The sequence below is a fragment of the Tissierella carlieri genome, assembly GCF_018917285.1.
Taxonomy (GTDB): Bacteria; Bacillota; Clostridia; order Tissierellales; family Tissierellaceae; genus Tissierella; species Tissierella carlieri.
Map to the genome: position 1 here is coordinate 115730 of NZ_JAHLOH010000056.1, position 14417 is coordinate 130146.

The 14417-nt window shown below is 30.5% G+C and carries 16 protein-coding genes; all 16 read right to left on the reverse strand.

The features are described 5' to 3' along the window. Window positions 1-122: 122 nt before the first annotated feature. On the reverse strand, window positions 123-548 hold the full coding sequence (locus KQI38_RS20820) for a hypothetical protein (RefSeq protein WP_216562928.1): 426 nt from the start codon (window positions 546-548) through the stop codon (window positions 123-125). Between the two features lie 91 nt (window positions 549-639). Next, on the reverse strand, window positions 640-1341 hold the full coding sequence (locus KQI38_RS20825) for a DUF4367 domain-containing protein (RefSeq protein ID WP_216562930.1): 702 nt from the start codon (window positions 1339-1341) through the stop codon (window positions 640-642). Continuing rightward, window positions 1341-1883: an RNA polymerase sigma factor gene (locus KQI38_RS20830; RefSeq protein WP_216562932.1), complete on the reverse strand. Its 543-nt coding sequence runs from the start codon at window positions 1881-1883 to the stop codon at window positions 1341-1343. Before KQI38_RS20830 ends, KQI38_RS20825 begins: the two co-directional genes overlap by 1 nt. A 485-nt stretch (window positions 1884-2368) precedes the next feature. Beyond that, window positions 2369-3121: a recombinase zinc ribbon domain-containing protein gene (locus tag KQI38_RS20835; protein WP_216562934.1), complete on the reverse strand. Its 753-nt coding sequence runs from the start codon at window positions 3119-3121 to the stop codon at window positions 2369-2371. A gap of 66 nt (window positions 3122-3187) precedes the next feature. Further along, a complete protein-coding gene (locus KQI38_RS22695) occupies window positions 3188-3868 on the reverse strand; it encodes a recombinase family protein (RefSeq protein ID WP_338114500.1) in 681 nt (226 codons plus the stop codon). A 24-nt stretch (window positions 3869-3892) separates the two neighbouring features. After that, on the reverse strand, window positions 3893-4090 hold the full coding sequence (locus KQI38_RS22105; RefSeq protein ID WP_246565957.1) for a hypothetical protein: 198 nt from the start codon (window positions 4088-4090) through the stop codon (window positions 3893-3895). A 152-nt stretch (window positions 4091-4242) separates the two neighbouring features. Beyond that, on the reverse strand, window positions 4243-4497 hold the full coding sequence (locus KQI38_RS20845) for a hypothetical protein (protein ID WP_216562936.1): 255 nt from the start codon (window positions 4495-4497) through the stop codon (window positions 4243-4245). Between the two features lie 463 nt (window positions 4498-4960). After that, window positions 4961-5245, reverse strand: coding sequence for a hypothetical protein (locus KQI38_RS20850; protein WP_216562938.1), 285 nt, complete (start codon window positions 5243-5245; stop codon window positions 4961-4963). 97 nt (window positions 5246-5342) lie between these two features. Then, a complete protein-coding gene (locus KQI38_RS20855) occupies window positions 5343-5825 on the reverse strand; it encodes an AAA family ATPase (RefSeq protein ID WP_216562939.1) in 483 nt (160 codons plus the stop codon). Between the two features lie 257 nt (window positions 5826-6082). Continuing rightward, window positions 6083-7078: a virulence RhuM family protein gene (locus tag KQI38_RS20860; RefSeq protein WP_216562940.1), complete on the reverse strand. Its 996-nt coding sequence runs from the start codon at window positions 7076-7078 to the stop codon at window positions 6083-6085. Window positions 7079-7089: 11 nt separating this feature from the next. Beyond that, window positions 7090-9702: a DEAD/DEAH box helicase gene (locus KQI38_RS20865; protein ID WP_216562942.1), complete on the reverse strand. Its 2613-nt coding sequence runs from the start codon at window positions 9700-9702 to the stop codon at window positions 7090-7092. A gap of 157 nt (window positions 9703-9859) precedes the next feature. Beyond that, window positions 9860-11284 carry a site-specific DNA-methyltransferase gene (locus KQI38_RS20870; RefSeq protein ID WP_216562944.1) on the reverse strand — a complete coding sequence of 475 codons (1425 nt, stop codon included), beginning with the start codon at window positions 11282-11284 and terminating at the stop codon, window positions 9860-9862. A gap of 13 nt (window positions 11285-11297) precedes the next feature. Next, entirely contained in the window at window positions 11298-13301 is a 2004-nt protein-coding gene (locus KQI38_RS20875) for an ATP-binding protein (RefSeq protein WP_216562946.1), read from the reverse strand. Between the two features lie 35 nt (window positions 13302-13336). After that, entirely contained in the window at window positions 13337-13513 is a 177-nt protein-coding gene (locus KQI38_RS20880; RefSeq protein WP_216562947.1) for a DNA-binding protein, read from the reverse strand. A 137-nt stretch (window positions 13514-13650) separates the two neighbouring features. Further along, window positions 13651-13854 carry a hypothetical protein gene (locus KQI38_RS20885; RefSeq protein ID WP_216562948.1) on the reverse strand — a complete coding sequence of 68 codons (204 nt, stop codon included), beginning with the start codon at window positions 13852-13854 and terminating at the stop codon, window positions 13651-13653. Window positions 13855-13883: 29 nt separating this feature from the next. After that, window positions 13884-14132, reverse strand: a complete 249-nt coding sequence (locus tag KQI38_RS20890; RefSeq protein WP_216562949.1) for a hypothetical protein — start codon at window positions 14130-14132, stop codon at window positions 13884-13886. Between the last annotated feature and the right edge of the window lie 285 nt (window positions 14133-14417).

The following is a 14417-nucleotide window of genomic DNA, read 5'->3' on the forward strand; positions in this document are numbered from 1 at the left end:
AATTTGTTACTCTAAAATCATATAATTAATGCATAAAACACCCTTTTTATAGTTTGGGTAAAATCTATAACGATTCATATATAAATTTTTATTTTTTCATTTTACAATAATATCATCTAAGTCTAGTAACCTTGTGAACTACTTGTTAAGGTAGTACTCTCTGATTGCGTACCGCTATATGCTGTCACAATTGATTGTACCCTATATTCATAACCACTCGAAACATAATATGTGCTGCTGAAATTTAGTATCCTCGAATTGCTACTTTCATCCCATGTTTTAATTGTTGTCCAACTCCCGCCTCTATACTGTTGTAATTTAATTGTTGCCTTAGTACTTGTTACTTTGCTGTTTCCAGTTAAGTAAGTTTCTACTGTTGCTTTTCCACTGGAATTAATAAATATCTCTGCTTCTGCCATAGAAATATAGGTAAACATTGGAGATATTACAACTTCATCATTTAGTTCAGTTATATTTGCTAAAACAGACATAGAAAAGGAACTTACTAGTATCATTACTAACAAAAGGGTAATAAACTTTTTCTTCATGATTAAAAGCCTCCTAAATGTTATATTAGTATTTCTTCTCTTACTATATATAACGAAATTTAAGAGGCTTTTGTGGACACTATTTCTAAATTTAATTTTTACTTTTTATAATCCCTTCAATAATCTTTACAAATTCTTCAAAAGATGCTTCAGCATTGATGATATATTTAAATTCATTATCATTCCAATATGCATTATAAATATCTTTATTAAAAGAATATTTTATTATGTATTTATTTATTTCTATTTCTTTAGTTGATGTGTCTTCTGTATCAATTTTTGTTTCTCCACTTGTTATGATACTTTGTTTAAACACTATTATTTTATCATTATCCATATAATCAATTTTTCTTGTTATATCAGTTTGTATATCACTTATAATCTCAAAACCATCTGGAATATATGATGGTTGAGTAAAACTCAATCCTTCATTAGATGGTTTTTCTACTTCTATTACAATAGATGTAAACTTTTTATAAACAGTATTTATTATTTCAAAAAATCTTTCTCTGTATGCCTGTGCCGTGACAAGTAATATGCCATTTGTTAAAATAAATAAAACTAATATAGCTGCCGCAAATTTACGCAAACTAATAGGTTTTCTTTGTACTGGAGTTTTATTGTATTCTTTTATTATTTTTTTCATCTTTCTTTTATAGCTCTCTGAAAAAACATGTGGAATTATATCTTTCTCTCTCTCTTCCTCCAATTGATCTAACAATATATTAGCTTTTGGCATATACTCATTTAACAATCTATCTAAAGCCTCATCTGTTAATACTTTATTTTGCATTAAATTTTAACCTCCTGCTCAACTAATATTTCTCTTAATTTATTTCTGGCACGCATAAGTCTTTTCTTTACATTTTCTTCAGTTATGTCCAATATACTGGATATTTCCTTATATGTATACTCATCGTCATATTTTAGGGACAAGATGATATAGTAAGATTTGGGTAATTGAAGAAGATAGCTTTCAAACTCTTTTCCTTCTAATATGTCTTCTGTATTTGCAAATTCTTCAATCATCGTTCCTTCAAGTTCATCAAAGGAAAGGGTTTGCTGTTTTTTCCTTTTCCTATATACATCAATAGAAATGCTCCTAACTATATTAACGAAATATTTTCGGGTTTGTGGACACTTTTTCTTTATAACTTTTTCGAAATTTTTCAAAATGCGTATAAAGCTTTCCTGTACTACATCTTCTGCTAAGGAACAATCTTTTAATATGGCATATGCTTTTTTATACATTATTGTGCTATACTCATCATGAAGTTTCATGAATATATCTTTATTTTCTTCTGTATCAAGCATAGATAAATATATAATTAGCATAAAGAATACCACCTCTTTTCATATTGTTTTATCAATCTATCCATTGTAATAAAAATTCCTTGAAGAAAAATTTATAAAGGTTTAACATTGAATTATATCATTAGTAAAGATCATATGAGTGAAGTAAAACTTCTGTTATATAATTTGCCAGATAAAAGACTTGAATAAACTTAGACATAATTATTAAGATTTTATAGTTTCTATTTTATCACATAAATTGATACTGAATCTTTATAATATTTTAATGCTTTAAAATAAATCTATGATTTCGTATACCTTAGTTTTCACCATGTTACAATTTATGATTTTCAGGTTATTATGACTCAAAATACCATGTGTCATCTCTAAATCTCACCAAAAACAAGGGGCAAAAAACAGTATTTTTCCACTGCTTTTCCGCCCCAAAATTGCCCTTCATCTGCTACATATTGTATCAAACCCTCCTTTTTGGCCCATCAGTACAAGATGTCATCAGAATTATACTCTCAACGAGGGTTGTCTTCTTGATAGGTGCATTTTTGTAAAGCCGTATTTTCCTGGGGTTTATCAACTTGTTTATGTCCATCTATTTTACTGGTTAATCCTGTTTTAAATATGAAAGTTAACATATAAGGATCTATTGTTCCATCTTTTTTATACCCACCTATAATAACTTCCTCTACTACAGTTTTAAATACATCTCCATCAAATTCTGTTAGTGGTTCTTTGCTTTCAAATAATTTTCTAAAGGATGTGAGCCTATCTTTAATATTATTTTCTTCATCTTGAATTGCATCTAGCTCCAATCTTTCTCTTCTTAATATCTTTAGTTCTTCTCTTAACTTACTATATTTTTCTTCATAAGTAATTTTATCAACTTTATCTTCTAGGTGCAAATCTAGTAGTTTGTTAATTTTCATTTCTGTATTTCTAATTTCAGAGTCCTTTTTATTAATAAGTTTTCTATTATCTTTCGTCTTTAATCCCTGCTCTACATTTTCTAAAAATTCCTCTACTACAGTTTTATTATCAGTACAGAGGATATTAAAGGCTTTAACAAATGCATTTTCTATTATCTTTTCCTCTACTGCTTTACATTCAGGACAGCTTTTCTTTGATTTTCTAATGGCAGTAACACAGAACCAGACATCTTTTTGTTTATTTGATCCACTATGCCATCTTCTTCTAGTAATATTTCCTCCACAATAAGCACATTTCATCATACTACTAAAGGCATATTTTAGACTATATTTCTTCATTCGCCCTTGGTTAAAGTTCTTACTTCTGTTAGCTAGTATCTCCTGTGCTTTATCAAATTGTTCTCTTCATATAATGGGTTCATGGTGATTTTTAATATAATATTTTTCCTCTTCTCCGAAATTATCTAGCCTTCTTTTACTTATTGGATCTACTGTAAAGGTCTTTCCCATAAGAAGATCCCCTTTATATTTTTCGTTAGTAATAATCCCCCTAACGGAAGTGTCTACCCTCTGAGTATTACCTTTCTTTGTCATTGCACCCATTGCAGTAAGTTCCTGAGCAATTACAAAGCATCCTGTACCACTAGTATAGCGGTCAAATATATAACGAACCGTTTTGGCTTCTTCTTCATTAATATAAATCATTTTAGTTTCTTTATCATAATCATAACCCAAACATCTCTGATTTCCTACTATTTCCCCTCGTTTCATCTTCATTCTTAGACCCATCTTTGTATTGGCAGAAAGAGATTCACTTTCTTGTTGTGCTAGAGAACTTAAGATTGTAAGAAGCACTTCCCCATTCATGGTTAAGGTATTGATATTCTCTTTCTCAAAGATAATTGCCACATTATCTTCTTTTAGCATTCTTACATATTTCAAAGTGTCCATGGTATTGCGAGCAAATCTGGATATACTTTTTGTAATGATAATATCTATTAGCCCACTTCTTGCATCTGATATCATCCTTTGAAATTCATCACGATTATCAGACTGTGTACCTGAGATCCCTGAATCAGCATAAATATCTACAAATGTCCACTCTTTATTCTACTTGATAAGGTTTTTATAATTTGTAACCTGTGCATTATAGCTATTAATCTGCTCATCAGAATCAGTACTTACCCTACAGTAGGCTGCTACACGCATTTTATTAATAATATTACCTGTTGATCTATCAATTTTTTCTTTCTGTGCTTCAATTATTTGTACTTTACTCATTTTCTCACCAGCCTTTCTTTTATACAATTTTCTATTTCTTTGATATTCCTATTGAGGATTACAAGGATTATAGATAGAAGCCTTTCTATAGTCAAGCTAATTATCAATGTTTGTAAAGATTTATAACCTATGCTTGTCCTATAGAATTTATAGAACAAGCACAGAAAAATAAAATATCTTTATTCCTTTATTTCATATTTCCTTTTCAAATTATTCTTTATAGATAAATGTTCTCTTTCTGAAATTAGTTCTTCTTTAAATAGCTGATTTAACATTCCTATTTGTAGGCTATATTTTTCTATATTATTTTTTAAGAATTTATATCCAACTGGAGTAAATAGGATATTTGCTACTGTTTCAATATCACCTTCCCCTTTTATATCTCTTATAATTAACTTAAATTTATGCCAAAATTGTTTTAGTTTTTCTTTCATTGAAAACCTCCAGTCTTGTCTTTATTCTATATGTGATTTTCTTGAAATTTCTTTTGACCTCCTATATGTGACACCTAGAAATGCCTATTTAGAGGGCTTTATATTATTTACGACCACCTAAGCTGACACAAAAGTGTAAATCTGACCACCTGTTTTTAATCTTTAAACCCACGGCACTGCCGGGGGATGTGGCTGGAAGGTGGAATCTTTTGACCACCTTCCTTTATCCTGCACCAAAATCAATAGGGGGGTTCACCTAGATATTGACCTTTTAAAATTAATATTCTTATTATTAATGTCTCTAACATCAGTTACTATCAAGGTTTCAACATTCCCCTACATTGCCCCAAATTTTCCTTTACTTCTTTTCTTCGATCAATTACCTTATTATCCCTATTCAAATGCAACACAAGGGAAACTGTGGCTACACTTTCAGGGTCAACAGGGACATTAGTTTGGAGACTTAAGGGGTACTCATTTTATCGTCCCTATTTTCAGATAATTTTTCTGCTAATTCTGTAGGTGTAGATTTATGATATTCTTTATCTTCCATAAAATCAGAAAGAAGGATAACAATATCATCTAGTAGTACATCTTTATTTACAAAACTATCTGTTACTACTTGCCAAATATTATCTTCATCTCTTTCTAATTTAAATTCTCTATAATCAATATCTCTACCTACACAAGATAAAGTTGCCACTTTAATTCCTCTTGTTTCCTCTACTAATATAAAACTACTATCCACAGCACCTTGTATTCCTGTAGTACCAGAAATTCGATTGAAGGGATCTTTATCATATTCCTTTCTTAAGTGATGAATTAGTAAAATAGCTATTCCATATTCATCTGCTAACTTTTTTTAGAATAGTTAAGTCACTATAATCATTGGCATAATTATTATCTTTAGTTGTATTTCTTATCATCTGTAGAGTATCAATAATAATTAAAACTGTGTCTGGATGTTCTTTTATAAAATTTACTATCCTTTCTTCTAACTCTCCACCTAGCATTGCATTTTCAGTACAGAAGTTTACCTTATCTGTTGCTTCATCTGTAATATCAAATAGTCTATTTTGAATTCTTATTTGACTATCCTCAAAACAGAGATATAAAGTATCTCCTCGTTTTACTTTGTTTCCCCAAACCTCCTCTCCTTTAGCTACTGCTACTGATAACCATAGAGCAAGCCATGACTTTCCTACCTTTGGTGTTCCTGCCAGAATATGAAGTCCTTCTGATAATAGATTTTGAATTATAAAATTTATTGGTTTAAATGGCATGGTCATTAATGTTTCACCATCAATGGTATTAAATCTTTTTGTCATTTAAAATTCACCTCCTCACTTGTTTCCACATTTGAACTCGTTTTTTTAAGTCTGATTGGAAAAATATCTTAAAATAAAAATTATCCTTCTATCTGTTTCCACATTAAAACCGTGATTTTCAAGTCTAATTTAAAAATTATTTTAAATAAAAATATCCCTCTATATGTTTCCACATTTAGAGGGTAATTTACGAAGTCTAGTTTTAAAAATAGACACAAAAAATAACCCTGATTTTTTTATCAAGGTCATCTTAAAATTTATTCTTCAATTGTTGGTAGTTCAGCTACTATTTCATCTTCTGGTTGAGTCTTTAGTCTCCGAGTGTTATAAATTGCATATTCCTTTAATACCTTTCGTTCTATTTCCTCACGGGAAACCTTTCCTTTTCCTTCTAAGATTTCTCTTCGTCTAAACTTTAGAAACTCATTAAGGGAATTCTCCCAATCATTCATCGTCATAGGAGTTTTATCTCTAGCCATATCTTCTGCATGATCAAGAAACATAGTAACGATACGGTTAAGATCAGTTATCTCATCCTCATATAAATAGTTTTTAGATATATTTATATCCCCTTTACGGACTACAGCACCTTTAAAAGAAGTAAGTCCCATATTGTCTTTAGAACTGTCTACTCTTTCAGAAATAAGCTCTGCTGCCGTTTGCCCTGTGACGGCATAAAGTAATTTATTTTGAACAGTTGCAAAGAAATCTTTTGTACTTTCAAGAGCAGGATTATAATCAACAGACAAGCTATAAATATCCTTAATCTTTTGATAGAACCTTTTTTCTGAAGCTCTAATATCACGAATACGTTCTAAAAGTTCATCAAAATAATCGTCACCAAATTTTTTAGGGTTTTTTAATCGCTCATCATTCATTACAAATCCTTTTTGCATATATTCTTTAAGGACTTTACTTGTCCAGTTTCGAAACTGTACCCCAACATTAGAGCGAACACGATAGCCTATGGCAAGGATCATATCAAGATTGTAGAATTTTATCTTTCTTGCAACCTCGCGTCCACCTTCATTTTGAACTTGTAAGTAATAGTTACAAGTTCGATTTTCATCTAATTCTCCTTCTTTGTAAATATTCCTTATGTGCTTCGTTATATTTTGCGTTGTTGTTTGATAAAGCAAAGCTATGTTAGCCTGATTAAGCCATATGGTGTCATCTTCCAAATAAACATCTATTTTAGTTTCACCTTTTTCAGTTTGATAGATAAGGATTTCACCTTTTTGATTTATATCCAAAAATACACCTCCTATAACTTTCTCATAACTCCCATGAATTCATCTAAGGTATAAGCACCATCCAGTTTTAAATCTTTGTTATTAAATACCATAAGGTATCTATAATTATTCCCTGCTTTAGCTTCCCATAACCTCCCTATAGAAAGCTTTTGTTTGCTCTCATCATTTGCTAGATGATCACCTTTAGTTTCTACCAATACTAGATTACCATTTTTAGTCATAACCATAAAATCTGCATAATGATTTATAAAACCATTGAGACAAAATCCTTTTCTATCAATAATCCTATGCCACCATAAGGTGTTATCAAGACTTGCAATCTCTGTTATTACCTTATGTTCAAAATCATTCATATTGGTTTCAGCCTCATATAAAGACTTTGGTATAGAATCAACACTGTCAATAGGTGAAATAAACATAGGTAAGTTATAGTAGGGCTCACAAGTAATTTCACCAGTAACAAGCATGGTCTTGAATACCTTTTCCCTATACTCAAGTTGTAATTGTTCGATTTTTTCTCTTATCTTTCTTGCATATGAGGGAATAGAAGTCTCAAGAGTGGATAATTCATCTCTTGTCATATTGTCTACTATCCTATCAACATATTCCATTAAATCTATTGAAACCATACTATCGGATTTGTTAAGCTGATTATACAGCATTTCTTTACACACCTTAACTTTCTTTTCGCTTGGTAAGGCATCAAAATACTCTTTGAAATATTTACTCTCTTTTTCAGCTACTTTTTGATATTTAGGAACAGCTTCACCATCTACAGCTATATCTACTTTATACACATCATTTGATGATAGTATAAAATTAATTTGTGTATCCTTATCAGCAAGGGTAAAGCCATCATTTAAAAACTCTTTAGTAAGTAAGACTTGTTCATCAATCCCTAAAAGTGGAACTATTTCTTTATGAACAAATTGAGGAATAGGATTTATTGATTTTTCATAGCTACTAATTATCTTATATTGATTCATCATATCACCAATCTCGCCTCCAAGAAGGCCAATCTCTTCTGTTTCTCTTATTTCAGTTTCATATTCTTCATTTTGCTTCATGGCTACTTCTAACATATCGGAAATAGTATCAGATTTATCCATTTCCTTATTTTCATTGATATTTTCAAGACTTTGTCTTATTTCATCAAAGTCAATATCTAAAAATTCTTCTTTTTCTTTATTATCCTCTTCTATCTCTAGCTGTACCTTTTCTTCTATATGAAATGGTTTGTTATCCATAGGCTCAGATGTCTCACCTATTCGATAGTCTTTCTTGCTAAATCCTGCTTTATTAAGACCCTTTACAATATTTTCAAGAGTATCTCTGAAATCATTAGAACAAGTTAATGTATAGGACAAATTAAGACCAGCATTTTTATGTTTTTTGGCATAAGGTAGACGGAGTACTCTTCCAAGTATTTGTTCTACATCTACCTTTGAGGTTTTATTAGCAAGTGTTGCAAGAATATATGCAAAAGGACAGTCCCAACCTTCTTTCAGAGCATTCACCGTAATAATATACCGTATTTCACAGTCTTTGCTCATTAGATTAATACCTTTAATCTCGTTAACATTGGAAGTTTTAATTGCAATTTGTTCCCTTGGTATACCTAGACCAATTAATTCTTCCTTTAGTTTTTCAAAAGTTGCATTATCTTCCCTGCCTTTTGGCTGGGCCTGAAATAGTACAATAGGTCGAATATATTTCCCTGTTGTCTTTTCTTCTTCTATAGCTTGTTTTTCAAGATTACCACGAAGCTGAATTGCGTCTATAACGACTTCTTGTTTACTATTACGGTTATATACTACAACAGGCAATTTAACCATATTTTCTTTTTTAAGTTCTCTAGTATCTACATATGAAATAATATTGCTATTTTCCTTTGGAGTTGCAGTCAAATCAAAAACAAATGATGGATTAAGATTATTAAGCATTTCTACACTTAAATCTGACTGGGCATTATGACTTTCATCAACAACCACAACAGGTGAAAGCTGATTTAACACTTGAATAAGTGCAGTATTATCTACATCTTCAATCAAAGTTTCAGGATTTTCATAGAATGGCTCAAACTGTGCCAGTTGACTGTTTTGCTGATAAACCTTTCTTCCGTCCTTTTTATTGGATCGAATGGAGTCAAAACTTAAAACACAAATTGTAAGTTGTTCTTTAACAGAAGTAGGATTAAATCCTTGCCCATTGAGTAACTGTTCTTTTGTAAGCACTTCTACTCTACCACCAAAATCCATATCTATTCTCTGTCTATAGGGATGATCTACATCGCTTAAAGTTCGGATTGTCTGCTCTAAAATTGCATTTGATGGTACAAGCCATGCAACTACTTTTGTTTTAGATAAAGGCATCTGTTCAAAAAACGACTTCAGTGATGCACATGCTATAAAAGTTTTTCCACCTCCTGTTGGTACTTTAAAACAAACATGAGGTGTACCCGTTATGGTATCTCTATATTCAGGCATACCACCATAGCCTACTCTAACATCTTTATCATTCCAATGCTTTGTATAGGCTGTTTTTATATTATTAGTTTCATTCAATATCTTTAAATAGTTTGAAAGATCTTTTAATACTTGTTTTTGGTATTTTTTTAGTTCCATCTTATCACCTACAATCTTTTAATATCACGGGGAATTTTCTTAAACGTGATATGGTATTTTAGTAGTTCTTCTTCACTTAAAGTACAATTATCTGCATAGATAATATAGTTTTCTGCTTTTTCTTTCATTGTTTTTAAAAAATTATAGTTTAGCGTGGTTATCTTTTCTTTTTCATAGTAAAATAATAAGCAGTGTTATTATGAGTATCCAGATAATAACTGTCACGGTTTTTAGATAAAACCTCTTTAGTCTCCATAAAATAAACATATTCTCTAATTTTATCAATTGAAATATTTTCATTTAGATATTGATTTTCAAGAATCAAAGGCTCTCCTAAATCGTAAAAGCTAAAACTGCCTCCTGTACCACCTATATCGTCATATCCATTGATAACTCTTTTTACTCTTTCTGAAGTAATGCTTTCTGCATAGTCTTCCATTTCTACAAGTATAAACTTCCTATTTCCTCCATCTTCTTTGTTCATATTTAAAACAGCATGGGCAGTTGTACCTGAACCTGCGAAGGAATCTAGTATAATTGAGTTTTTATCTGTTGCTATTTGTAATATTCGTTCAATTAATCTAGGTGGCTTTGGTGTATCAAAAGGGAATGCTGAATCAAAAAATATCTTTTTTAATTCTTGACGTGCTTCTTGATTATCACCCACATCTGCCCTAAGCCATAATGTAACTGGAACTTGTCCATCTTGAACTTCACTTAAAAATCTTTTTATTGATGGAACATTATTTCCATTAACTCCAAACCAAATTCTATTGTCTTCAACTAACTTTTCAAAGTTTTCCTTTGAAGTACGCCAACACCTGCCTTGAGGTGGATTAACTATTCTGCCACTAGGTGTTTCTATTGGATAATCATAATCAGGTGAATAAGTCTTAACTGATAAATCACTTGATTTCCATGGCCCCCTTGGGTCATTATCCATATTTTTATATCGCTTATTCTGTTCATCACTTCTTGGTAATAAATTTCTATCCCAATTGATTTTATTTTTTGAATATACCATTACAAAATCATGCATATCTGAAAAATATTTCGCATCATTTTGAGGACTATATTTCTTCTGCCAAATAACATTATTAATAAAATTGTTGTATCCAAATATTTCATCACAGATTAACCTCAGATGAGCTTGTTCATTATCATCAATACTAATAAAAATAGCTCCATCATCAGCAAGAAGTCTTTGCAATAACTTTAATCTTGGATACATCATGCATAGCCATTTATCATGCCTAGATAAATCTTCACCCTCTTTTCCTACTACTTCACCCAGCCATTTTTTCATCTTTGGATCATTTACATTATCATTGTATACCCATTTTTCATTACCGGTATTATATGGTGGATCTATGTAAATACATTTTATTTTCCCTTCATATTGTGGTAAGAGTGCCTTTAATGCCTCCAAATTATCTCCACGAATAATTTTATTATCACTCTCATTATCACCATCATGTTGTCCATTTTCATCAAAGCTATATTTATGATCTAAGACTCTATATGGTACATCTAGATGATGGTTGATTACCTTTTCTTTTCCTATCCAATTTAAAGTCGGCATTGATTGTCCTCCATTATATTACAATTTCTTTTGGCCGTATTGCAGTATTATCTTTTTGTTCAGTAGTTATTTCATTTGCTGTTTTATTGCTACTTCTTTTTATAAATATCTCTTGTTGCAACATTAATTTTTCTTGCAAAAAATTATAATTAATCTCCTGTTCAGTAAAAATTTCACTCCATGTTTTTACATAAATCTTTTTTCTATTAACATTATAGGCTAAAGATCGCTCTCCATGTGATTTGGCATTTTCAATTTCTCCACTTATCTCACTATTAAACTTGTTTCCTACAAGATAAAATATCCATTCAATATTATCTCCTTTGAATCTATCTTCCTTATCAATAACATTAAAATAATCCTTAACTTGTTGTAGCTCTTTTGAACCTAAAGTTATAGCAGGGTGCTTTAACTCTACTATAATTGATTTCTTTATTTTCCCATCCAATTTTCTTTGAACAGCAAAAATATCCATTTCTCTTTGCTTGTTTTTGTCATCAATTTTTATGCTTCCTTTAGAATGTTTTTCTCCCCTTAGCACATATATAAATCTTCTCAATGCTTCTTCAAAATCAGGTTCTTCTGCAGTAACAAGATGATATTCCTCACCAAAAATCCAATAGTGTTGTTCAATTAATTTCTGTAAGTGATCACGTTCATTTGCTTTTAAGTCTTTATTTAAAACTAATTGCTTGAGGTCAGCTATAGCTTGTAGTCTATCTTTTATAAGCGTAATGGCCTTGGTAATGTGTGACATCTTAGTATACTCTAGAAGATTAGCTAGCTCATCACGTTCTTGTACTTGCATGTCTAAAACCCCTTCAATAATTTTATAAAGGCTATCAATTTCTCCTGATTGAAGAGTCATATCAAATAATCTTACCAATGTCTTCTGTTGTGGAATATTTAAGCCCGTAAAAATTTTAGGCTGTGCTGAATATATCGTTTCTATCATTTTATCAAGGCTTTCTTCCCTAAATCTATCCAATGCATTTTTGTTATCTAGCTTTGGATATGCTCCGTTCTTTTTTAAACTAGATATATATGTTTTTGTATATTCTTTTATATATGGATTCCTCATGTTTTTCAAATGTGAATCAACTTTTCTTATAATAAACTTGTATTCCTCGGAATCCTTTCCATTTATAAATGATATTTGTTCAGCGTCATCTTCAAATCTAAAATCATCAAATATTTTAGATTTGATATAGACGCTGTGAAAGAACTTATCTCCTTTATTATTTAAAGTTGTATTTTCCTTAAATTGTTCTATGTTTTTCGAATTAATGTAATAATACTTCGAATATTCTTCATGCAACTTTTTATTCCAAATACAAAAAACAACATCAAAACAGGATTGTGTTTCTTCAAAGTAATATGTTTTTTTCTGCTTATTTTCGAGAATCGAAGAATAGTTTATAGCTGTGCCATCTAAAATCAATTGATAGTTATTTTCACTATTTAACTCTAAATACCATGCGAATTCTAACATCATATACTCATAATATTCATCAAAGTCAAACTTTGGATCTTGAAAATTCATAAACTCTACAGTTGTTCCTACTGTTTCTGTTGTTACTTCTGGTTCTGTATCAATATATTCATCCAAATTTGAAGCATCCATTATAATTTTATATTTATAATTTACTCCATCATCTTCATAAATGGTAGTCCATTCTGCTCTACTTGAGAATGTGAAAAATGTGAAACGGCCAATACCATTTTCCCCACGAATGTGAGAACTGTTTTTATTAGCTCTTTTTTTAACAGTTTTATTAGATTCAAATATGTTTTTAAATTTATATTGTAGTTTTTTGCTATTAATACCATATCCATTATCTTTTACTACCAACCCACTGATTCCGTTAAATTGATTTTTAATGAAATCTACTTTAACAGTAGTAGCATTCGCATCAAAACCATTCCAAATATATTGTGATATTGCACTAAATGTATTAAATTTTTTTAGTGCTCTCTTTATACCAGTTGTTTCAACTTCTATTTTATTAACGGCCATATATTCACCCCTGACTTTTATTTCTTCGAAGTAAGTTATATACCTTTATTTGCTCTTCTGCCATCAATAGGTCTCTTAGCTTTTTTTGGTATTGCCCATACCTTTCCAAACTTTATCACGCCTTCAATACGATTGGTCTCGCAAAAAGTCTGTACTCTCCGTAAAGATATTCCCCATTCCTTAGCTTTGTCTTTTGCTGTAACATAATCCATAAGCAATCCCTTTCTTCTTTATTAAATAATCTTACTCCCATATTACATCATTATAACGAATAATACAATGTAGATTTGATAGCGAGTCAATTCACAAATAATTCTATATTTATGTAATCTTATAAATAGCTTTTTTATCAATCCTCAATTAATCTTGCTACCGCCTTATTGCACTTTTTACATTTTCCTTTAAATAAAATCCCTGCCTTATCATTATGCATAGAATAATCAACAATAGTAGTTGTCCCACATGTAGAACAAAATACATTCTCTAATAGTTTCTCCTGTATATTTTTAGGAATTTTACTCCATTTTTGTATTGCATTAATATCTATAGTCATTTGACTTACCTCCATGTATAATTATAATCTCAATCTATATCCTCTCCTATATAAGCCTTCTTAGTTTTTATAAATTTACTCCAATAAGGAGGATATTCATTACTGCCATGCTTTTTTATTTTATTGCGTTTAGGAAATCTAATTAAAATCTCCCATTGTGTACCATCACAAACATCCTTATCAATGTATTTATCTTTCCAATTAACTATCTCCAAAAAAATTAGTTCTTTTATAAATGCAAACCATTGTTCCGATGTTAGGGGTATTTCTTTAATCAAAATATCTGGTTGAAAGTTTATTTCATTTTAGGGATTCCTTAAGTCAATATACATACCCCAGGGGGTTTTTACATATCTCATCAATTGATTTTCTCGTTTTCCATCAATATAAACAAAATAGGATGTGCCAAAATACCCTCCAGCTAAGAATTCAAAAGATGTCATTTATAAGTAAAGGAAATAAATTCTTGCTACTAAAGTCTTGTCCACAAGATTTACAGTGCTTGGTTGGGCTACTATCCGAAAAACAGATCCACCTAATATGAGTTCTCCTTGTTCCGATGC

Bases quoted from the DNA above. Each gene is read 5' to 3' on its own strand.
- KQI38_RS20820 (WP_216562928.1), bottom strand. From the start codon at position 548: ATGAAGAAAAAGTTTATTACCCTTTTGTTAGTAATGATACTAGTAAGT.
- KQI38_RS20825 (WP_216562930.1), bottom strand. From the start codon at position 1,341: ATGCAAAATAAAGTATTAACAGATGAGGCTTTAGATAGATTGTTAAAT.
- KQI38_RS20830 (WP_216562932.1), bottom strand. From the start codon at position 1,883: ATGCTAATTATATATTTATCTATGCTTGATACAGAAGAAAATAAAGAT.
- KQI38_RS20835 (WP_216562934.1), bottom strand. From the start codon at position 3,121: ATGAAGAAATATAGTCTAAAATATGCCTTTAGTAGTATGATGAAATGT.
- KQI38_RS20845 (WP_216562936.1), bottom strand. From the start codon at position 4,497: ATGAAAGAAAAACTAAAACAATTTTGGCATAAATTTAAGTTAATTATA.
- KQI38_RS20855 (WP_216562939.1), bottom strand. From the start codon at position 5,825: ATGACAAAAAGATTTAATACCATTGATGGTGAAACATTAATGACCATG.
- KQI38_RS20865 (WP_216562942.1), bottom strand. From the start codon at position 9,702: ATGGAACTAAAAAAATACCAAAAACAAGTATTAAAAGATCTTTCAAAC.
- KQI38_RS20870 (WP_216562944.1), bottom strand. From the start codon at position 11,284: ATGCCGACTTTAAATTGGATAGGAAAAGAAAAGGTAATCAACCATCAT.
- KQI38_RS20875 (WP_216562946.1), bottom strand. From the start codon at position 13,301: ATGGCCGTTAATAAAATAGAAGTTGAAACAACTGGTATAAAGAGAGCA.
- KQI38_RS20880 (WP_216562947.1), bottom strand. From the start codon at position 13,513: ATGGATTATGTTACAGCAAAAGACAAAGCTAAGGAATGGGGAATATCT.
- KQI38_RS20885 (WP_216562948.1), bottom strand. From the start codon at position 13,854: ATGACTATAGATATTAATGCAATACAAAAATGGAGTAAAATTCCTAAA.